Origin of the sequence: Pandoraea sp. PE-S2T-3, from assembly GCF_002179965.1 — a bacterium.
Classification (GTDB): Bacteria; Pseudomonadota; Gammaproteobacteria; order Burkholderiales; family Burkholderiaceae; genus Pandoraea.
The window spans coordinates 19,736-39,399 of the sequence record NZ_NGUQ01000018.1 but is presented as its reverse complement, the minus strand read 5'-3'; the positions used below and the strand labels follow the sequence as shown (position 1 = coordinate 39,399).

General features: G+C 61.9%; 19 protein-coding genes. 15 read left to right on the top strand and 4 right to left on the bottom strand.

Annotated features, from left to right (window positions below):
- The first annotated feature begins 142 nt into the window (after positions 1-142).
- From CDV46_RS15630 to CDV46_RS15610, 5 genes are all read left to right on the top strand, one after another.
- Complete coding sequence (locus tag CDV46_RS15630) at positions 143-1,303, top strand: Rieske 2Fe-2S domain-containing protein (protein ID WP_087723506.1); 1,161 nt, start codon at positions 143-145, stop codon at positions 1,301-1,303.
- A gap of 31 nt (positions 1,304-1,334) precedes the next feature.
- Entirely contained in the window at positions 1,335-2,606 is a 1,272-nt protein-coding gene (locus CDV46_RS15625; RefSeq protein ID WP_087723503.1) for an NAD(P)/FAD-dependent oxidoreductase, read from the top strand.
- Positions 2,607-2,614: 8 nt separating this feature from the next.
- Positions 2,615-3,556 (top strand): 2-hydroxyacid dehydrogenase, encoded by a 942-nt coding sequence (locus tag CDV46_RS15620; protein WP_087723501.1) that lies wholly within the window; start codon positions 2,615-2,617, stop codon positions 3,554-3,556.
- Between the two features lie 18 nt (positions 3,557-3,574).
- The gene (locus CDV46_RS15615) at positions 3,575-3,892 is read left to right on the top strand and encodes a non-heme iron oxygenase ferredoxin subunit (protein ID WP_087689179.1); all 318 of its coding nucleotides are present in this window, start codon (positions 3,575-3,577) and stop codon (positions 3,890-3,892) included.
- Between the two features lie 66 nt (positions 3,893-3,958).
- Positions 3,959-5,236, top strand: coding sequence for a Rieske 2Fe-2S domain-containing protein (locus CDV46_RS15610; protein WP_254916078.1), 1,278 nt, complete (start codon positions 3,959-3,961; stop codon positions 5,234-5,236).
- On the opposite strand, the gene CDV46_RS15605 is transcribed toward CDV46_RS15610, so the two are convergent.
- Positions 5,200-6,207 (bottom strand): LysR substrate-binding domain-containing protein, encoded by a 1,008-nt coding sequence (locus tag CDV46_RS15605; protein ID WP_087689178.1) that lies wholly within the window; start codon positions 6,205-6,207, stop codon positions 5,200-5,202. The genes CDV46_RS15610 and CDV46_RS15605 overlap by 37 nt on opposite strands.
- Positions 6,208-6,528: 321 nt before the next feature.
- Here CDV46_RS15605 and CDV46_RS15600 point away from each other — a divergent pair, with 321 nt between their 5' ends.
- From CDV46_RS15600 to CDV46_RS15575, 6 genes are all read left to right on the top strand, one after another.
- Positions 6,529-7,464 (top strand): hypothetical protein, encoded by a 936-nt coding sequence (locus CDV46_RS15600; RefSeq protein ID WP_058377532.1) that lies wholly within the window; start codon positions 6,529-6,531, stop codon positions 7,462-7,464.
- 96 nt (positions 7,465-7,560) lie between these two features.
- Positions 7,561-8,385: an aspartate dehydrogenase gene (locus CDV46_RS15595; protein WP_087723499.1), complete on the top strand. Its 825-nt coding sequence runs from the start codon at positions 7,561-7,563 to the stop codon at positions 8,383-8,385.
- Positions 8,386-8,394: 9 nt separating this feature from the next.
- The gene (locus tag CDV46_RS15590; protein WP_087723497.1) at positions 8,395-9,495 is read left to right on the top strand and encodes a protocatechuate 3,4-dioxygenase; all 1,101 of its coding nucleotides are present in this window, start codon (positions 8,395-8,397) and stop codon (positions 9,493-9,495) included.
- A gap of 54 nt (positions 9,496-9,549) precedes the next feature.
- Positions 9,550-10,398, top strand: a complete 849-nt coding sequence (locus CDV46_RS15585) for an alpha/beta fold hydrolase (protein WP_087723495.1) — start codon at positions 9,550-9,552, stop codon at positions 10,396-10,398.
- A 143-nt stretch (positions 10,399-10,541) separates the two neighbouring features.
- Positions 10,542-10,877: an IPT/TIG domain-containing protein gene (locus tag CDV46_RS15580; protein ID WP_087723493.1), complete on the top strand. Its 336-nt coding sequence runs from the start codon at positions 10,542-10,544 to the stop codon at positions 10,875-10,877.
- A gap of 223 nt (positions 10,878-11,100) precedes the next feature.
- On the top strand, positions 11,101-12,141 hold the full coding sequence (locus CDV46_RS15575) for a helix-turn-helix domain-containing protein (protein ID WP_087723491.1): 1,041 nt from the start codon (positions 11,101-11,103) through the stop codon (positions 12,139-12,141).
- 64 nt (positions 12,142-12,205) lie between these two features.
- On the opposite strand, the gene CDV46_RS15570 is transcribed toward CDV46_RS15575, so the two are convergent.
- From CDV46_RS15570 to CDV46_RS15560, 3 genes are all read right to left on the bottom strand, one after another.
- Positions 12,206-12,982, bottom strand: coding sequence for a hypothetical protein (locus CDV46_RS15570; RefSeq protein WP_217896745.1), 777 nt, complete (start codon positions 12,980-12,982; stop codon positions 12,206-12,208).
- 51 nt (positions 12,983-13,033) lie between these two features.
- On the bottom strand, positions 13,034-13,870 hold the full coding sequence (locus CDV46_RS15565) for an acid phosphatase (RefSeq protein ID WP_087723488.1): 837 nt from the start codon (positions 13,868-13,870) through the stop codon (positions 13,034-13,036).
- Between the two features lie 289 nt (positions 13,871-14,159).
- Positions 14,160-14,606: a hypothetical protein gene (locus tag CDV46_RS15560; RefSeq protein ID WP_140413389.1), complete on the bottom strand. Its 447-nt coding sequence runs from the start codon at positions 14,604-14,606 to the stop codon at positions 14,160-14,162.
- A gap of 286 nt (positions 14,607-14,892) precedes the next feature.
- Between CDV46_RS15560 and CDV46_RS15555 the strand changes: the two genes are divergently transcribed.
- From CDV46_RS15555 to CDV46_RS15540, 4 genes are all read left to right on the top strand, one after another.
- Positions 14,893-16,578: a ShlB/FhaC/HecB family hemolysin secretion/activation protein gene (locus tag CDV46_RS15555; protein ID WP_249277609.1), complete on the top strand. Its 1,686-nt coding sequence runs from the start codon at positions 14,893-14,895 to the stop codon at positions 16,576-16,578.
- 152 nt (positions 16,579-16,730) lie between these two features.
- On the top strand, positions 16,731-18,503 hold the full coding sequence (locus CDV46_RS15550) for a DUF2341 domain-containing protein (RefSeq protein WP_087689169.1): 1,773 nt from the start codon (positions 16,731-16,733) through the stop codon (positions 18,501-18,503).
- A gap of 12 nt (positions 18,504-18,515) precedes the next feature.
- A complete protein-coding gene (locus CDV46_RS15545) occupies positions 18,516-18,926 on the top strand; it encodes an ExbD/TolR family protein (RefSeq protein WP_010808895.1) in 411 nt (136 codons plus the stop codon).
- Between the two features lie 10 nt (positions 18,927-18,936).
- The gene (locus CDV46_RS15540; RefSeq protein ID WP_249277608.1) at positions 18,937-19,662 is read left to right on the top strand and encodes an energy transducer TonB family protein; all 726 of its coding nucleotides are present in this window, start codon (positions 18,937-18,939) and stop codon (positions 19,660-19,662) included.
- The last annotated feature ends 2 nt before the right edge of the window (positions 19,663-19,664 follow it).

The following is a 19,664-nucleotide window of genomic DNA, read 5'->3' as shown; positions in this document are numbered from 1 at the left end:
TTTCAAATCGTTTGTTGCGCGTAGAACGGCGCCCTAGGATGGCAATCACGTCGAGTTGCGGCGTATAAGCCGTCCGCACGCAACCGTGATTCCAGTCGTCATTGCATACAGTACGCAAACAAATAAATCGGAGACGCCCCCAATGAGTGAACAGGCACATTTCGTAGACGAGAGTTTGTTGAACAAGGTCCCGCGCTGGCGCAATTACCTTGCGGCCAAGCTGGGTTTCCGGAACCACTGGTATCCGGTGAAGCTGTCCAGCGACGTCCTCGAAGGGAAGGTATCCCAGGCGACGGTATGCGGCGAGGAGATCCTGCTGAAGCGCGTGGACGGGGAGGTGAAGGCGATTCGCGACCGGTGCCTGCACCGCGGCGTGAAGTTCTCGGAGAAGGTGGAGTGCTATACGCCCGACACCATCACCTGCTGGTATCACGGCTTCACCTACAAGTGGAACGACGGCAAGCTGTGCGACATCCTCGCCTCGCCGGACAGCAAGGCCATCGGCCGGCGCAGCGTCAAGAGCTATCCGGTGCAGGAAGCCAAGGGCCTGATCTTCGTGTTTGTGGGCGACGAAGGGTTTGAAGCGCCTCCGCTCGCGGAAGATGTGCCGCCGACCTTCCTTGACGACGATTTGCAGCTGCACTGCGCGATCTATGAGGTCGAGTCGAACTGGCGCGTCGGCTGCGAAAACGGCTTCGACGGCTTGCACGTCTACATTCACCGCGCCTCGGAACTCGTGCCGGACACCCAGCGATCGTTGCCCATCGGGCACCTTGCGAAATCGGGCGACGTGCTGGTGCACGAGGACGAGGGCGCACCGAAGGGCGTCTACGACGCGTTTGCCAACCACACGAGCATTTGGGAAGGCAAGGTAGATGGTCAGGTGGTCGTCACCGGCACCAAGCGCGTGTCGGAGAAGCCGACCCGAACCACGGCGGCGTCGCTCTGGATGCCGTGCGGGCTGCGCGTCGACGACTTCCCGGATCAGGACATCACACAGTTCGAGTTCTACGTGCCGGTGACGGAAACGAAGCACCTCTATGTGATGCTCGTCGGCAAGCGCGTTTCGACGGAAGAAGAAAGCGCGCACTTCAATCACGAGTTCTGGAATCGCTGGAAGCCCATCGGCTTCGAGAATTTCAACGCGCAGGATATTCAGGCGCGACTCGCACTGCAAACCTTCTACAAGCGCGATTCGGCGTGGCTCGACGAGATGCTGATCGAAGGCGACTCGCCGCTCATCAAGTGGCGCGAGTTGTGTCATCGCCATGCGCGCGGCATTCAGAAGCCGGAGCACATGTGAGCGGTCAACGCTCAATGGCGTGAGGTGAGCAATGAAAAATACACATGAGAATGAGCCGATGGTGATCATCGGCGCGGGCATCGCAGCCGTCTACGCCGCCGAAAGCGCGCGAAAGGCGGGCTTTGACGGCCGAATCATCATCTGCGGCGACGAGCGCGAAGCCCCTTACGACCGTCCTCCGCTTTCCAAGAAGGTGCTTCAGGAGGCGGAAGAGGCGGCCCACATTTCGTTGCGAGACAACGCGTTCTACGACGCGCACAACATCGATCTGCGTTTAGGTAACGCGGCGCAGCGTATTGACCGGGAGACGCGTCGGGTCGAATTCTCCGACGGCACGTCGCTTGGATACGGGACGCTGGTGCTGGCAACCGGTTCGTCGCTGCGCATGCTTCCACTGCTTCATCCCGGCATGCCGCAGGTGTTTTACCTGCGCCGTATTTCCGACGCCATCGCGCTGCGAGAAGCGTTGCCGAAGATCCGCAATCTCGTGGTGGTGGGCGCAGGCGTCATTGGCCTTGAAGTGGCGTCCGTGGCCAACGGCATGGGAATCGACGTGACGGTACTCGAAGCCGGGGAGCGTCCGATGGCGCGCGCGACTTGCGCCGAGGTTTGCGAGTTCGTCGTGAAGCAGCATGAACAACGAGGCGTGCGCATTCGCACCGGTGTATCGATCCGAGAGGTCACCGAACGCCCGTCCGGCTATCGTCTCGCGCTCTCCGACGGCGAATCACTCGACGCCGATGCAGTGGTAGTCGGCATCGGCGTGGTGCCGAACGTCGCCCTTGCCGAAGCCGCTGGCCTTGAGACGTGCGCGTCTGGGATCTGCGTCGACGGGCAGGGGAGAACGTCCGACGGGAACATCTATGCCGCCGGGGAAGTCGCATTTCACTTCAACGCGCGGGTAGGGCGGGCGGAGCGTCAGGAGAACTGGCATCACGCCGTCGCCCACGGGGAGCATGTCGGGCGAGCGATCGTATGCAGTGGGCCTGACTACGAGGAAATCAGCGGCTACTGGTCAGATCAGTACGACTTCAGCCTCCAGTCCTTCGGGGTTCCCATCGGCGAGCAGAACGTCGTGCGCGGCAGTACCGACATCGGGGCGTTCGTCGTCTTCCACTTGCAGGCGGGAGTGGTCGTCGGCGTCAGCGCCGTGGGCGTGCCTCGCGAAATGCGGGCGGGCAAAGCGCTCGTGAGGTCGGCGGCAAAAGTCCCCGTTTCCGTGCTGCGGGATGCCAGCGTCGACTTGGCAAAGTGGCGGGAAGCGCGGCCTTCCGATGCCGAGTCCGCGTCTGAGTCCGCATAGGAGGCCGCATGCGAATCCTGTTTGCAATGACGGGCAAGGACACGGGGCCATGGATCGATGCGCTGCGATGCGCCATGCCGGGGGCCGACGTTCGCGAGTGGCGCGTCGCCGACGTAGCCCCTGCCGATTACGCGCTGGTCTGGAAATCCGATCCTGAAGTCCTGCGCCGTCGCCCTGAGCTGAAAGCCATCTTCAACGTGGGGGCGGGTGTCGACTGGATTTTCAACGCGGTCGCGAAAGACCCGGTGGCGGTGACCGGCGACGTGCCCATCTATCGGATTGAAGACGCCGGCATGGCATCGCAGATGGTCGAGTACGCCACGTACGCGACGTTGCGAAGCTTCCGACGTTTCGATGCGTATGAACAGCAGCAGCGCGACGGTGTCTGGCAGCCGGTCGCCGTTCCTGCGGCGGGCGAGTTCATCGTCGGCGTGCTCGGTTTGGGCAGCCTCGGTGCCGCCGTCGCCAGCCGGCTGGCGTCGTTTGGCTTCGATGTCCGAGGCTACAGCCGGTCGCCGAAACGGGTGGATGGGGTGCAGTGCTTCAGCGGCGAGAGCGAATGGGCGTCGTTCGTCTACGGCGCGCATGTCCTGATCAATCTCTTGCCCAATACACAGGAGACCCGTGGGGTGCTGAACGCACAGACATTCCTGCGACTGGCAAAGGGCGCACATGTCGTGAACTTGGCGCGTGGCGAGCATCTGGTCGAAAACGATCTGTTGCAGGCCATCGAACAGGGACAACTCTCCGGCGCAACGCTCGACGTATTCATGCACGAGCCGCTCCCGACAGGCCATCCGTTTTGGACGGAACCTCGCATCTGCATCACGCCACATATCTCGGCGCAAACGCGTCTTGGCGAGAGCGTCGAACAGCTCGTGCGCAAGATCGGCGAGATCGAACACGGCCAAACGCCCACCGGTCGGGTGGATGTATTTCGCGGCTATTGAACGGAAAAGACAAGTCTTATGGAAAAGAAGGTTTTCTTGTGTCGCAAGGCGGACGTGCCGAGCGAGAGCGTGATTCAGGTCTGCCCGAAAGAGGTCGAGGACGGGCTCGCGGTGTATCACGTCGAAGGGAAGTTCTACGCGACGGAGGATCTCTGCACGCACGGCATGGTCGCGCTGTCGGGCGGCGATCTGCAAGGCACCACCATTTTTTGCCCGCTCCATGGCGGGGCATTCGATATCTGCTCGGGCGACGCGCTCGAGAAGCCGTGCACCGTGCCACTCAAAACCTACCGCGTCATTGAGGAAGGCGACGCGCTGTTCGGGCTCATCGACTGACCTTGCCCATTGCCCCTTGCTGCGCGTCAGGCGGCAAGCATCGGTTCAATTTCTGAGGGAAAACTTATGTTCAGTAAGGAAGACAACGAGCGACTGTGTCGAGTAGGCCCCGACACGCCGATGGGCAAGGCATTCCGCAGCATGTGGATGCCGTTCCTGATGCCGGAAGAACTGCCCGGGCCGGACTGTCCACCCATTCGTGTTCGTCTGCTGGGGGAAGACCTCGTCGCGTTTCGCGATACCAACGGCAAGATCGGCCTGCTCGATCGCTATTGCCCGCATCGTCGCGTGGACCTCTTCTTCGGGCGCAACGAGGAGTGTGGTCTGCGCTGCGTGTATCACGGCTGGAAGTTCGATGTGTCCGGTACGATCGTCGACATGCCGGCAGAACCGGAGAACACGCGCATGAAGTCCGATACGCGGATCAAGAGCTATCCGGTCATCGAGTGGGGCGGTGTCATCTGGGCGTATATGGGTGACCCCGCACACATGCCCGAACGGCCTCCCGAGCTTGAATGGGGACTGGTGCCGCCCGATTTCCGCTTCATCACCAAGCGCTTGCAGCGCACGAATTATGCACAGGGCGTGGAAGGGGGCATCGACTCCAGCCACGTCGGCATTCTCCACAGCCACCTCGATGCGGAGCATCCCGAACGGCCATTTCGCCAGCGGCAGGTATCGCCCAACTTGGCGATTCCTTATCTGGCATCGGACACCGCGCCGAAGTTCTTTGTCCGCCCGACCGACTACGGCATGGCCATCGGCGCGCGGCGCAACGCGAGCGATACGTCGTACTACTGGCGTGTAACGCAATTCCTCGCGCCGTTCTACACGATGATCGCGCCGATCAAGGAAGGGCGCGCATATATGGGGCACGCGTGGACGCCCATCGACGACGAGAATTGCTGGGTGTTCACCATGACGTGGAATAGCGACCGCCCGCTGAGTCAGGAGGAACTGGACCACGGTGCCGTGCACTCGGATGTGATGAACGACGGCACGTATCGCCCCTTGGTGACGGCGGAAACCGATTACGGCATCGATCGCCTGCGTCAACGTCTGCACAGTTCGACGGGCATCGAGGGCATCGGTATGCAGGACACCGCCGTGCAGGAGAGCATGGGCGCGATCGTTGATCGCTCGCGCGAGAATCTGGGCTCAGGCGACGCGGCTATCGTCGGATTCCGCAAGGCATTGCTGAAGTTGGCGACGCAGTGGGAAGCAGGCGGCGTGCTCGACGTAGCACACCACCCCGAGTGGTACCGCGTTCGATCCACGGCCGCCATTCTCGAACACGGTATCGATTTTCAGGCGGGCACCTCGGCTGCCACGACCGTGTCCTGATCCACCTCACCCATCTCGTTCATCTGGCAACGCAAGCGACTGGCTTCCTGTGCAAGCCAGTCGCGCAGCACTCGCACGGCGCCATCTTCTTGCGCGCCTTCGCGCATCAACAAGTGATACGCCCCCGCGCTGGACACCTCGCCCAGCGGCGGCACCACCAGCTCGTCGCGTCCCTCGTAGTTCTCGAGCACGGCCTTCGGCACCAGTGCCACGCCCTTGCCGTCCTTCACCGCCTGTAGCGTGATGATGAAGTGCCCGAAATCGAGCGGGTTGGCGTCATCGGGGACACGCAGTCCATGCAGGGCCAACCAGTCCGGCCACGCGTGCCGGCGGCTCGCCGTATTGATCAGACGGTACTGAAGCAGGTCGGCAGGTTCGTTGATGGGGCCGACCGCGTCCATGAGATGGGCGGATACCACGGGCACCAGAATGTCCGGGAACAGCGGCTCGACATAGACGTCCTTCCAGTTTTCCGTCATATCCAGATCGATGCGAGGCGCGCGCCGGTCGTAGCGCTGCCCCGGAACCTTGCCAACGCGGATGGCCACATCCACCTTCTCGCTGTGCAGATTCACCGGGTCGATCGACGAGATCAGCCGGACTTCGATATCCCTGTGCGCTTCGGTGAATTGCGCGAGCCTTGGCATCAGCCAACACGTGGCGAGCGTCGGCAGCACATCGAGCGTGACGACGCGATGGGGGTCTCGCACGGCACGATGGGTCGCCATGGAGATGATGTCGAGCGCCTGTCGAATCGATCGGAAGTACTCCACCCCGGCGGGTGTCATCTCGATCTTTCGCGTCAGCCGGACAAACAGCTTTTGCCCGAGAAAACTCTCGAGAAGCCGAATCTGCCGGGAGATAGCCCCCTGCGTCAGATGCAGCTCTTCTCCGGCTTTGGTGAAGGACAGGTGCCGTGTCGACGCTTCAAAGGCGCGCAGGGCCAACAGGGGGGGAAGGCGATAGCTCATATGGCGTACCAAGTTCGATGGACTTGTGGGGGTGGCTCCAGCGCGGGCGTTTATCAATGACGCATTCCAAAATGCACACGTCCGACGCAGAAAAAATCGTTTGTTGACGGCAGCGGTGAACTCCTACCATCCAGACTCGTAACTGACAGGGCTCGAAGGTCGTAAATTTCAATATTTTGCGATTTCCGTGACATTGAGTCTTTATTTATCAGGCACTTACGGATTCCACTGTATACAGTACTCAATGGATTCGATACTAGAGAAAACGCTATGGCAAAAATTGTGATGGGCATCGGTTCCTCCCATAGTCCGACCCTTTTGATGAAGCCATCCGCTTGGTTGGCCCGCGCCGCGACTGACGATCAGAACTTCTTTGTGCTGCACGATCACTCCGGCGCCCGGGTGAGCTATGGCGAGTTGCTTGAAAAGGCCGACCCGGCAATCCTCGACGAGATCACGCCCGCCAAACTCGAGCAGCGTCACCAGCAGAATCAGGCGGCTGTGGCGCGTCTTGCCGAGACACTCAACGAGGTGAACCCGGACATCGTGGTCATCATTGGCGACGACCATAAGGAAGTGTTTCACGACGACAACATGCCGGCGCTTTCGGTGTATTGGGGCGAGACCATTCCCTATCGCCCGGCGGGGATCATGAAGTGGAAGTACGACCCCGATCTCGATCAGCAGCTCTGGTATCCGCAGGAACCCAAGGACTATCCCGTCGCCTCCCAATACGCCGAGCGCCTGATTCGCGGAATGATGGATGACGGCTTCGATGTCGCGCAGTCCAAGTACTTCAAAGATCAGCAGGCGATGAGCCATTCCTTTGGCTACGTCTATTACAAGCTGATGACCGACAAGATCTACCCGTCGATTCCGGTCAGCATCAACACCTACTACCCGCCCAACAACGTATCGCCGCTGCGGGCCTATCGCATCGGACAGTCGATCCGCCGCCAGATCGAGTCGTGGAGCGAAGACCTTCGCGTCGTGGTCATGTCGACGGGCGGGCTCAGCCACTTTGTGGTCGACGAAGCGTTCGACCGGCAGTTCCTCGAGCGGCTCGCCGCCGGCGGCCCTGACGTGCATGCGCAACTGCCGCTGGAAAAGCTGCAATCGGGGAATTCCGAGTTCCGTTGCTGGTCGGCGCTGGCCGGCGCGGTCGACGGCATGAAGATGGATCTGGTCGACTACATCCCGTGCTATCGGAGCCCCGCCGGCACCGGATGCGCAATGGCATTTGCGACCTGGTCGTAAAGCAAAGCTTCTGGTTCGGGCGGCGGGGCAATGAAAAGAAGCCATGGCCGCTGCCCGTGATAACGCCGGTGAATTCGAGGATTAGGAAAAGTAGATATGCAAGCGCATACGAGCGGTCAAACGAAACGAGTGGGCGTGGCGGTACTGGGGACGGTTGGCAAATCGATCGCGAAAGCGCTCGATGAAGGGATTCCGGGGATCGAGTTGGTCGCCGTTGCGGCGCGCGATGTCAAAGCGGCCGCTGAGTGGGTCAGCACGCTGAGGAGCCGTCCCGTTGTCGCCAGCTTTGGCGAGATGGCGCAACTGTGCGACGTCGTGATCGAGTGCGCACCGGCGCATCTGCTGCCGGAGATCGCCGCGCCCGCGCTCAAGCTGGGAAAGCAGGTCGTCGTACTCAGTTGCGGCGCACTGCTCAATAACGATGAACTCATCGAAATCGCTCGTGAGCACGGCGGGCAGATCGTGATTCCGACCGGGGCGCTGCTGGGACTGGACGCGGTGACCGCAGCGGCAGAAGGCCGAATCATGTCGGTGAGCATGGTGACGCGCAAGCCCGTCAAGGGACTGCTGGGCGCTCCCTACCTTGCGGAGCAGGGCATCGTCATCGACGGAATCACCGAGAAGACCCGGATATTTGCCGGCACGGCGCGCGAAGCCGCTAAGGGCTTCCCGGCGAATTTGAATGTCGTGGTTGCGCTGTCGCTGGCGGGGATCGGGCCCGACCAGACGAAGCTCGAAATCTGGGCCGATCCGGACATTTCGCGAAACATGCACACCATCACGGTGGAGTCGGATGCCGCGCTGCTGTCCATGTCGATCGAAAACATTCCGACCGAGAACCCCCGCACCGGGCGCATTACGGCGCAAAGCGTGCTGGCGCTCCTGCGCAAGATGACGTCGCCGATGCGCGTGGGAACGTAAGGCGTGGCCATGAGCGTACGACGTCGCCCCCCCGTGGAACTGCACCGGTTGATTAGCGCGCTCGTGCACCGTCCCGAGCTGGTCGCCCGGCTGCGAGAAGCGCCCGACGAGGTGCACGAGGCGTTCGGGATTCCCGCAGATCAACGCAAGCAATTGCAGGCCGATCCAGCGAAAGCGCTACGTGATCTCGATGTGCATCCGAACTTGCAGTTCAAATATCTGGGCGCCCGTGGGCTGTTGAAGCTGGCCCGGCGTCGATTGCGCCGTTTCTTCAAAAACAAGGTCTTGGCGATGGGAAAGATTGTTAGTGCGGCGGCCACCTCTCACACGTTTGGCGTGGCGGACGGAGTGGAGGCGCAAGCGCAGCGCATCTTCGACGGCATCGACCGGATTGGACAGGCGATTCAGGCGTCCAGACCCGATGTGATCCTGATTGCCACCAGCGACCATCTGGTCAATTTCTCGTTGGATTTCCAGATTCCGCTCGCGGTCGGCATCTCTGACGATTGGTGCCCCTATGGCGATTTGGGTGTGCCTCGGCAGTCATTCCCGGGGCATCGGGAATTCGCCACTGAACTCGTCGCGTTTGCCGCCAGAAAGCACTTCGATCTCGCTGCGGTCGAGAACGTGAAGCCGGATCACGGATTGGCGATGCCGAACGCGATCATCAATCGCGGCTTGAACGTGCCGGTGGTGCCGATCTACATCAATACCGTGATGACCCCGGCGCCGACGTGTGCGCGCAGTTTCGCTTTAGGGAAAGCGGTGCGGGAATTTGTTGAGACCGCGCGTCCCGCGAACGAGCGTGTCGCAATTCTAGCGACGGGCGGGCTCTCGCACTGGATCTGCTTACCCGATTCAGGACGTGTGAATGCGGAGTGGGACCGCGCGTTGATCGAGCGGGTGGTTTCCGGTCGTGGTGCCGAACTAGCGGAACTGTCCTTCGACGCAATCATGAAGGATGGCGGCAACGGTGGGCTCGAGATGGCCACGTGGGCATTCATGGCCGGCACCACCGGAGATAGCGTGGGCGAGCGCGTCTATTACGAGGAAATGACGGCGTGGTGGACCGGCATGGGCGGCGTGCTCATGCATCTGGATGCGGCGTGATGCTCATCCACCAACGACGCGATGTTTCCCTAACAATTTAAAGAAGGTTGGATCATGAGCTATCCCTCTCTGCCTGCGGACGTTCAGGCGGCAAGTCATACGGTCGAAGTGAATGGCATCGAAACGCATTACCTCGATGTCGGACAAGGCGACCCGCTGATCCTGATTCATGGCGGCGGCGCCGGTGCCGACAGCTGGGGCAACTGGCGCGGCTGTCTGGACACTTACGCCAAGCACTTTCGTGTGATCGCGTACGACATGCCGGGCTTCGGCCGCACGGCAAAACCGTCACCCGAAGTGTATGAATACACGCAACAGAACCGTAATCGCCATCTGCTCGGATTCATCGACGCGCTTGGCCTTGATCGTGTCCGGGTCATCGGTAATTCGATGGGCGGGGCGACGGGGCTCGGTTTGGCGATGGAACATCCGGAGCGCGTCGAAAGGCTTGTACTGATGGGGAGCGCAGGACTGAATATCGCCAATCCCGATCCGTCGTATATCAAGAACCTGCAAGGCTACGACTACACGCTGGAAGCCATGCAGCGGATCATGCGCGCCATGGTGGGCTCTCGTCACGTTGTTGATCCCGTGCTCGTGCAATATCGCCACGAGATCATGCAGAACGAGGATGCACGGCAGGCAATTCAGCAAATCACCCGGTCCAAACTGACTTACGAGCGCGAGCAGATTGCAGCGGTTAAGACGCCGACGCTTGTCGTTGGCGGAAAGGAAGACAAAGTGGCGGTGCTGGCAAGAACCTATGGTTATCTCGAATTATTGGATAACTCTTGGGGATTCATCGTGCCTCACGTCGGCCACTGGGTGATGATCGAAGCGCCGCAGGAGTTCGCGGTGATCACGCTGCGCTTTCTGATGGACGACGCCTTCGTCGCGTGCTGATTTGCCTTAATGGCAGGGATTCTTGGTTGGCCAAGGATCCTTGAATCGCCTCGACCTGTCACCCTTAACAGGTGTCCAAACGCCGCGAATTGCCTAAGGTTCAATTACCCCCTGTTGTGGGCGCGTTTCCCTAGGAGTCAATCATGGCAAGTATTCAAAGTGTCAGCCCCACTCAGGTAACGAGTAGCGACGGCGTTAAGCTCACCATTGCCGGGGATGGATTCAACGCAGCGACGGCGGTCTATTTTCTGGTGTCGTCCTCGTCGTCAAAGGTCTTTGCGCGCAGCTTCACTATCGTCAGCGATAAGCAGATCGACACCTCTATTCCCTCGCTTCCGATCACTGCCGGTATGTTTGAAGTCAATGTCGTCATCGGTGGTGCAGTCGCTACTGTGGCGACGAGCACCAATCCTCTGGCGGCGGTGTTCGGACCGGTCAATTTCATTCAGATATCGTCCGGTCAACGAGCCACGCTATAGCGACCAATTACGCATACCCTTCGCCAGCAGTGTCCCTGCGCAGCCACAAATATCCATCAAGCGCCAATTGAGGGTTTAAATCCTCATTGTTTTGCCAAAAAACTAAGAAAACCCCATAAAATCAAGTGTCTTATGGGGTTCTTGTTTTTCAATTGGCACACCCAGCGATTTCGGGGGCAGTTGAGATGCAAGCAATGACCTCCAACGGGGAAGGGGAGTCATCATGGCAAGCGTGGACATTCGCATTTCGACTGACTTGATCGAGCCGTCCTTACGAGACGACTACTGGCGAGAAGTCACGCGCCCGTTCGTGGAGACCTTGCGCTCTACTACCGCGAACGCACCTCCGTTGGAAGGCACCATGCTGATCCGCACCGTCGGCGGCATGACGCTCGGCTCGACAAAATTCAACGCCCAACGCTACGTGCGCGACAAGCGGACGATTGCGCAAGGCGGCCTCGACGACTATCTCATCCACGTGCTGGCGGCTGGCTCGATTCACGGCGATTTCGCGGGGAAAGATGTGGTTGCCGCTCCGGGGGGCATTTGCGTCATCGATCTCGCACGCACCTATACCTGTGAAGTCGACGCCGGGGTACGGATGGCCACAACGGTGCCACGCGCGAGTATCGAAAAATTGTTAGGCGCGCGAGACCTGCACGGGTTCGTACTCAAGGCCGGACAGCCGCTCACTCGCTTGCTGGTCGACTACATACAGGGCCTGCATGCGATTTCTGCGAGCCTGTCGGCCAGCGAAGACATCGCGGTGCAGGACGCGCTCATGACGTTGCTCGCGGCTGGCCTCGCCAGCGCGCCGCCCGCACATGCCGAACCCAAATCGGTGCTCGGGCGCGCGTTACGCGAGCGCTTGCTCGCCTTCATCGAAAGCCATCTCACGCATCCGGATCTCGGGCCGGAGCTTCTGATTCAGCGGTTTCGCATTTCGCGAGCGCATCTGTATCGTGCGTTCGCCGACGACGGCGGCATTGTCGGCGTCATCCGGAACAAGCGCCTTAGCGCGGCCTATCGGGCGCTGCTGGATCCAAGCCGTGCGGCAAGGCCGACCGCAGGCATTGCCACGGACTTTGGTTTTTCAGACGGAGGGAAATTCCGGAAGGCATTCATCGCGAGCTTCGGCGTGACGCCTGACGACGCACGCGAGCAAGGTCAATACATGGCGTTGCCCACAGACGGCGCTGGTCATCTGTCGACACATTTCGCGGCTTTCGGAGGGCAAACCGCTGTCCGGCAAACGCGTAACTAGACGCGACGCCCCGCAGCCACCGAACGAGGCCACCAATCGCGCTGATGCGTGAAGTGTAGTTGGCTCAAAACTGGTACCTCAGGCCCACGATCGGGCCCTGCTGAACAACGTTGTAGACGAAGCCGCTCTTGTTGTACTTCACGCCGAGCGCCCGGTATCCCAGCATGACGGACCAGCTCTCCTTGAACTGATAGCCCAGTGCCGCCGTCACATCCCAATCAAGATCTGCCTGACCCGTGCCGACAACGCCCCAGCCGGTCAAATACCAGTTGTCGGTCAAGAAGTAGTGCCCCCGCACCCCCGTAACGGCGTCCACCCACGTTGCGCTGTCGCTTCGGCGCTTACCGTTGAGCAATCCACCGGTGATATCGATTTCCGTGCTCGCATACCAGACACGCGCGCCGGCGACCAAATCCAAACGGCTCCTGCCCGTGTCGAGAACGTTGTAGCTCCCTCCCAAGAAGCTCGTGAAAGTCTTCGACGTCACATCGAATTTCCCGCCGGTGGAAACTCGCCCGTACATCACATCAGCCAGCAAACCGTAGCGGCCGTATCGCGCTTCGCCGCCCGCCATGAACGACAGGTCCACGTTCTTGAGAATGGTGCCGAAATCAGAACTGATATGCGTCGCCGCCATACCGAACTGTCCGACGTTGCCATGGATGCCGGCCGCCCAGATGTACGGGCTGACACTGAACGTCCAGTGCTCGGCGTTCGGCGAATCGTTCTTCAACAGCATCGGCGGAACAGGAAGTGAATCCGTTGCGCCCGCCGCGTCCGCTGAGCCGTGCATCCCCAATATCACGCTCAGCAGCGTCGTTGTTGCGACAAATAATTTCATGGTGCCCCGATAAGAGATCCTGTCTGTCAATCAATAAGTCCGTTAGACGGCTTATTGACCCGACAAGGCCGCTTCTTCCGCAGCGCAATTCAACGGCGACGACGAGCCCTTCGACTGTTGAGCCAGCACTTCTTTACGCGCCGCTTTCAGATCGGCGAGAAAAGCCGCGTTCGTGCGAAGCTTGGCGACGGTGGCCGCGCCCATGGTGCGACCCGCGTCCACGTCGCTTTGCCAATGGGCGTTGCAAATCACGCGGCTTTGACCGAACGCCAGACCACGCCGGAGCAGCGCGTCGGCCCGCGCGGGATTGATTTCAGTCAGGACGAGCGCCCACGCCCAGCCTGCGGCCGTATGCCCCGAGGGATATGAGCCGTCATTGCGCAGCAGCGGTTCCTGCTCAGGGAAGCAAGTGCCTTCGTTGTGAACGACGAACGGGCGTGTGCGGTTGTAAGTGTTTTTGACGCCGTAAGTCGACAGGCCGGCGTCGGTCAGCACCCGCTGCATCAGGTGGTACAGATGCGGGGTTTTCTTCTCGCTGATGTCGACCCCCATCGCGCAGGAGAAGTTTTTCGCGGGCTGCGGAAATTGCAGATCCGCATCAAGACGCGCCAGCTCGGAACGCGGCTTGCCACGCAGTGGAATCGTCGCCTCGCGTGCTTCTTCGTCACGGGCAAGCGCTGCGCTTCCCGCAGCCGGGGGCGGTCCGAGCAGTTTCAGGCTATCGGGCAAGTCTTTTGGCTGAAGGTAGCCGGGCGCCAGCTTAAAGTGCGGGTCGGTGACTTCGGGGCGCGGGCCGGGCGTGTTGTCTTTCGCAATGGAGACGGCACTGTACATGCCGACAACAACAACCGCGAGAGTCGAAATTTTCTGATGAACGTGCGAGCGCATGGGCGAGGGGTCCCGTCGAAATGAAGGTCAAAGGTAGTTCATGAATCTCAGGACTGCGACCTTGATGCCTACGCCGGTGTTACTCGTGCGCCTGCGAGCGGGTGATAGCGGGTCTATCCAGTGAGCCGCGTTCGTTTGTGACAAGGTTTCTCGTGCGATCCTGCCCGCGAATTTACCTTGGGGGACTTCGGAAAGGACGGGGCCAGCGGCGGGAAGAGACAAATCCACGTCGATAAAGAGACAGAACCGGGGATCGTTTCACTCGGTCAATCGATCCCCGGCTGCCTTATCACCGTCCCGGGATGATCGGCGAGGGCGGCGGCGGGCTGGGACGCTGCGGCGTCGCCGAATTCCCGAATGCATTTCCCATCCGCTGAGACGTGCCGCTCCAATTGAACTGGCCGCCGATCTGATTGCTCGGCTTGTTGGCAATGTCTTCCGACTCGAGGCCGGGCGCGCGCCCACCTGCGAGCGGACTCGACGCCGGCTGCAACTGGTGCGTCAGGCAGTCGTACGACGGCGAGCGCTGCCCGTTCACTTCCACGTCCACGCAACCGGCCCGCGAGGGCGCTGCCGAAGGGGCCGCCGATGCGCCGCTGGCACCCGACGAGCCGTCGGCGGCGCCCGCGTGGGCAGCCATACCGAGCATCAATGCAACAACGCCCGCCATCGCGGCTCCCCGCCACTGAGCGTGCGTGCGAAACCACGGATTACCCCGGCTGTTCTCTGCCTTCATGGCATGTCTCCCCCATCAAAAATGTTAGGTGGTCCATCAGGACTCCGACCCAACAAGCATACGTCAGCCCGTGCGTTTTTCGAGAAAGATGAATTTCTCGTGACAAACGTTAGTCGGCCGCGCTCCCGGACGTCTAGGTACCTGTATTCGTGAGGAATGTCGACACGGATTGCGTGCGGCAGGGCACTACCAGCGTTGTTTGGCGGTATGCGCTGGTAAGCGCCAGGCCACCGGGGGCACTGCATCGGGCAGGGCCGCGTCGACCTAACAAAGCAGAGTCTTCTATATGCGTTTGATGAAAACGAACCGGCCGTGGCTGCGCTGGGCGGCGGTATGCGCTGTCACGTTGGGGGGAACCGTTCATGGCGTTGCGATTGCTCAGGAAGCCAAAGCAGCTCAGTCGGACAACTCGCCTGCGGTAAATCCGCAGGCCGGCGCAACGGGATCGGCGCAGGCAAAGGAAAACGCCGCCGACGCGCAAAAGCCCGTCAATATCAATGAGTACGTCGTGCGCGGCAATACCGTCCTCGATGTACGCACCATCGAAAAGGCCGTCACGCCCTATCTCGGGCCTAACCGCACGCTCGCCGACATCGAAGCCGCACGCGACGCGTTGCTCGCCGCCTATCAGGCCAAGGGCTATCAGTCGGTGTATGTCGATTTGCCGGAGCAGCAGGTCACCGGCGGCATCGTCTATCTGAAGGTAAGCGAGACCAAGCTGGGCCGCCTGCGCGTGGTCGGCTCGGAATACCACTCGCCGCGCGAGGTGCGCGAGCGCGTGCCGTCGCTGGCCGAAGGCAAGGTGCCTGACTTCAATGCCGCGCAGGCGGAACTCACGGCGCTGAACCGCACTGGCGAGCAACAGGTGGTGCCGCTCGTCAAGCAGGGCGCGGTGCCCGGCACGATGGACGTCGATCTCAAGGTCGAAGACACCAACCCGTGGCGCGCGAGCCTGAGCCTCAACAACGACCGCAGCGCCGATACGAAGCCGCTGCGCATGCTCGCCTCGGTGGGCTACGACAACCTGTGGCAGCTCGGCCATCGCGTGTCGATGAGCTTCTTCGGCGCGCCGCAGGACTTCAGCCAGAGCAAGGTCTGGTCGGGCTCGTACGTGGCGCCGATCGGCTCGTCGCCATGGTCGCTCGAACTCAACGGCTATCAGTCGGACAGCAATGTCGCCACCACCGGCGGCACGACCGTGCTCGGCAAGGGACACGCGATCGGTGTGAAGACGACGTACACGGTGCCGGATACCGGCGCCTGGTATCACGCCTTCAGTCTGGGCGTGGACTTCAAGGACAACACGGAAACCACGCGCTTCGGCACGGCCGGCGACGTGGTGCCGCTCAAGTACGCGCCGATCACGCTGGGCTACAGCGGCTTCTATCAGGACGAAGACCTGAGCGCCGGCCTGAACACGTCGATCGTCTCCGGCATGTCGAGCTTCCTCGGCTACGGCAGCAGCCCCGCCCAGTTCGATGCGAAGCGCTACAAGGCGTCGCCGAGCTTCATGGTGCTGCGCGCCGATGCCAACGGCACTTATACGTTCGGCGGCGGCTGGCAGCTCGCCGCGCGCGTTGCCACGCAGATGACCGATTCGCCGCTCATTTCGAACGAACAGCTCGCGGGCGGGGGCATGAACTCGGTGCGTGGCTACCTCTCGGCCGAAGCGACGGGCGACTACGGTGTGGTCGGCTCGATCGAATGGCGCACGCCGCCGATTCCGCTGCTCGCCCCGGTCGTCTCGAACTGGCGTGCTTATGCGTTCTTCGACGGCGCACGTCTGGGATTGCGTGACACCTTGGCTGAGCAGACCTCGCGTTATTCGCTGGCGTCGGTCGGTCTGGGCACGTCGCTGCGCCTGACGTCGCACGTGACGGGACGCGTCGATGCGGCCTATCCGCTGACCAACGGACCGCGCACGGAGCGCTACAAGCCGCGCGTGAACTTCAGCGTGACGGCGACTTATTGAGCGAACCCAGCGAACACACGACAGCGGGCGGGTCGAGCCACTAGCGAACCGCACGAACAAGACACATCCGAATTTCACGACACAACATTCACGACCTGATGCCCGGTGCGCCAATTCAACGCGTCGGGCGGCATAAACGGAGAAATACAGCCATGCGACGCATTCTTCCATTCCTGCTTGCGCTGATCGGCACGCTGATGCCGGTGCTCGCGCACGCCTGGTGGCAACCGGATTGGGCGTACCGCAAGCCGATTACCATCGACGCCGGCCCGCAAGGCGGCAACATCACGGGCGACGCCGGCCGGGTGCCGATGCTGTTGCGCCTGCATACGGGCAACTTCAGCTTTGAAGGCGTGAACGAAACCGGTGCCGACCTGCGTTTCGTGGCCGCCGACGACAAGACCGTGCTGAATCACCAGATCGAGCAGTTCGATCCGGTGCTGGGCATTGCGCTCGTGTGGGTCGATGTGCCCGCGGTGAGCGCCGGCGCCAAGCAACAGGTCTGGATGTACTACGGCAACCGCAAGGCCCCCGCGGCCGGCAACGGTCAGCGCGTGTTCGATCCGGATTACACCGCCGTGTACCACTTCGGTGAGTCGAACGTGCCCGCACGCGACACGACCGCTTACGGCAACAACAGCCAGAACCCGGTCGTCACGCTGGATGGCGCGATCATCGGCAAGGGCGCGCAGGCCGGCGCTTCGCCGATCGTGCTGCCGGCCTCGCCGTCGCTCGCGCTCGCCGCAGGCAGCCCGTTCACGTTCTCGGCCTGGGTGCACCCGGAGAAGCTGGGCGCGAACGAAGCGATTTACGTTCGCCGCGATGGTGGCAACGATCTCGTGGTCGGTATCGATCAGGGCGTGCCGTTCGTGCAGGTGGGCGCGCAGCGCAGCCAGCCGGGCCAACCGATTCAGGCGGGTAAGTGGTCGCATCTGGCCGTCACGGCAGATGGCAAGTCGGTCACGCTTTACGTCGGCGGTCACGCCGCCACGACGCTCGCCGTCGCACTGCCCGCACTGAACTCGCCGACGATCATCGGCGGTGATGTCGATGGCGCCACCGGTGGCCTCGCTCACTTCTCGGGTGCTGTGGACGAAGTGCATCTCTCGAAGGTCGCACGTAGCGCCGCACTGCTGCAAACCGACGCTGTCTCGCAAGGTTCGGAATCGCGCCTGATCGCCTTCGGTCCGGACGAGCAGCAGGCCGGCAAGAGCCACTTCGCCTTCATCCTCTCGGCCATGCCGGTCGACGCTTGGGTGGTGGTTTGTGTGCTGGGTCTGATGGCGCTGGTGTCGTGGCTCATCATGATCACGAAGGGTCGCAGCTACGCCGCCAAGGCGCGTGCCAACAGCGCCTTCATGACGCATTTTCGCGAAGCCTCGGGCGCACCGCTCGACCAGATCGCGCGCACGAATCGCGTGCCGGACGACGTGCGCGGGCAATCGCCGCTGTGGCGTCTGTACGAGGTCGCGCTGGGTGAGCTGCATCGCCGTCACGAACTCGGCTACGACACGAGCGCCGTTTCGGACGCGACCATCAGCGCCATTCGCGCGTCGATGGACGGTGCGATGGTGCGCGAAGTCGAAGACATGAGCAAACGCATGAACTGGCTCTCGACGTCGATCGAAGGCGCGCCGTATGTCGGTCTGTTCGGCACCGTGATCGGGATCATGCTGGTGTTCGTCGTGGCCGCCATGGCGGGCGCGGTGGACATCAACTCGGTGGCCCCGGGGATGGCCGCGGCACTGCTGTGTACGGCCGCCGGTCTCGGCGTGGCCATTCCTGCACTGTTTGGCTACAACTGGCTGGTGTCGCGCTCGGATGCACTGTCGGCCGACATGGCCGTGTTCGTCGACGAATTCACGACGCGCCTCGCAGAAGAGCAGGGCGAAGGCCGCCGTCAGCCCGTGCTGCAACGCGCCTGACGAGGACGAATCATGGCTAACGCAACGCGATTCGCCGCGAAGAAGCGCTCGGGCGGCATCAACATCACGCCGTTTGTCGACGTGCTGCTGGTGGTGCTGGTGATCTTCATTCTCACGAGCAACGCCAGCATTCCCGGCATCAAGGTCGATCTCCCGAAGGCCAGCTCATCGGTGGCCCTCGAGAAGCCGAAGACCAAGGCGATCACGGTCGACAACGCCGGTCAGGTCTTTCTCGATGCCTATCCGGTGACGCTCACCGAGCTCGAGGATCGCTTGCGCACGGAAAAGGCAGTCACACCCGACTTCCCGGTGATCGTGCGCGGCGACGCGCAGGTTCAGTACGCCAAGGTCGTCGAAGTGCTCGACCTGCTGCGCCGGATCGATCTCAACCAGGTCGGCCTCGTGACCGGCAAGCCGCAGTAAGGAGCGCAGCGTGAAACCTCGCGATTTCGCGTCCAGCCCCGTGCGGCCCGCCGCCAAACCGCCCAGTCCGGCGCTGGCGCTGCTGCGCCAGCGCGGCCCACTGATCGTCGGCGGTCTGGTCGTGCTCGGTCTGATCGCCCTTTTCTGGCACTTGCTCACGGACAAGGCCAGCATGCGCCGCGAGGTGAACACCCCGCCGATGCTCATGCTGCCACCGCCTCCGCCGCCACCGCCGCCTCAGGAGAAACCGCCTGAGCCGCAGCCGGAGAAGATCAAGCCCGAAGTCGTCGAGCCGAAGCCGGCCGACCCTGTCGAGCCGCCGAAGGACGACACGCCGCCGAGCCCGACCAAGGATCTCGGCGACGCCGTGACGATCAATGGCGACGCACAGGCGGGCACTGACGCATTCGGTATCGGCGCCGGCAATGGCGGCGGCATGACGGGCGGTGGCGGCGGGCTGGGTAGCCGCTCTTACAGCGCGTGGCTTGCCAGCTCACTGCAACAGGCGTTCGGGCGCGATGCGCGCACTCGCACGCTGGCCTTCGACGACGTACGTATCGATCTCTGGCTCGACGCCGACGGGCGCGCCACGCGCGCTCAACTGGTACGGGGCACGGGTAACGCGGCCATCGACGATGCGGTCCTCGCGATGCTGCGCGACTTCCGCGCAGAAGAGAAGCCGCCGGCGTCGCTGCGCTATCCGCTGTCGATGAGTATCCGGGGACGCCGGCCATGAAG

What these genes read in the sequence shown, in the direction of transcription:
- CDV46_RS15630 (WP_087723506.1), top strand. Translation starts at nt 143, where the DNA reads ATGAGTGAACAGGCACATTTCGTAGACGAGAGTTTGTTGAACAAGGTC.
- CDV46_RS15625 (WP_087723503.1), top strand. Translation starts at nt 1,335, where the DNA reads ATGAAAAATACACATGAGAATGAGCCGATGGTGATCATCGGCGCGGGC.
- CDV46_RS15620 (WP_087723501.1), top strand. Translation starts at nt 2,615, where the DNA reads ATGCGAATCCTGTTTGCAATGACGGGCAAGGACACGGGGCCATGGATC.
- CDV46_RS15615 (WP_087689179.1), top strand. Translation starts at nt 3,575, where the DNA reads ATGGAAAAGAAGGTTTTCTTGTGTCGCAAGGCGGACGTGCCGAGCGAG.
- CDV46_RS15610 (WP_254916078.1), top strand. Translation starts at nt 3,959, where the DNA reads ATGTTCAGTAAGGAAGACAACGAGCGACTGTGTCGAGTAGGCCCCGAC.
- CDV46_RS15605 (WP_087689178.1), bottom strand. Translation starts at nt 6,207, where the DNA reads ATGAGCTATCGCCTTCCCCCCCTGTTGGCCCTGCGCGCCTTTGAAGCG.
- CDV46_RS15600 (WP_058377532.1), top strand. Translation starts at nt 6,529, where the DNA reads ATGAAGCCATCCGCTTGGTTGGCCCGCGCCGCGACTGACGATCAGAAC.
- CDV46_RS15595 (WP_087723499.1), top strand. Translation starts at nt 7,561, where the DNA reads ATGCAAGCGCATACGAGCGGTCAAACGAAACGAGTGGGCGTGGCGGTA.
- CDV46_RS15590 (WP_087723497.1), top strand. Translation starts at nt 8,395, where the DNA reads ATGAGCGTACGACGTCGCCCCCCCGTGGAACTGCACCGGTTGATTAGC.
- CDV46_RS15585 (WP_087723495.1), top strand. Translation starts at nt 9,550, where the DNA reads ATGAGCTATCCCTCTCTGCCTGCGGACGTTCAGGCGGCAAGTCATACG.
- CDV46_RS15580 (WP_087723493.1), top strand. Translation starts at nt 10,542, where the DNA reads ATGGCAAGTATTCAAAGTGTCAGCCCCACTCAGGTAACGAGTAGCGAC.
- CDV46_RS15575 (WP_087723491.1), top strand. Translation starts at nt 11,101, where the DNA reads ATGGCAAGCGTGGACATTCGCATTTCGACTGACTTGATCGAGCCGTCC.
- CDV46_RS15570 (WP_217896745.1), bottom strand. Translation starts at nt 12,982, where the DNA reads ATGAAATTATTTGTCGCAACAACGACGCTGCTGAGCGTGATATTGGGG.
- CDV46_RS15565 (WP_087723488.1), bottom strand. Translation starts at nt 13,870, where the DNA reads ATGCGCTCGCACGTTCATCAGAAAATTTCGACTCTCGCGGTTGTTGTT.
- CDV46_RS15560 (WP_140413389.1), bottom strand. Translation starts at nt 14,606, where the DNA reads ATGAAGGCAGAGAACAGCCGGGGTAATCCGTGGTTTCGCACGCACGCT.
- CDV46_RS15555 (WP_249277609.1), top strand. Translation starts at nt 14,893, where the DNA reads ATGCGTTTGATGAAAACGAACCGGCCGTGGCTGCGCTGGGCGGCGGTA.
- CDV46_RS15550 (WP_087689169.1), top strand. Translation starts at nt 16,731, where the DNA reads ATGCGACGCATTCTTCCATTCCTGCTTGCGCTGATCGGCACGCTGATG.
- CDV46_RS15545 (WP_010808895.1), top strand. Translation starts at nt 18,516, where the DNA reads ATGGCTAACGCAACGCGATTCGCCGCGAAGAAGCGCTCGGGCGGCATC.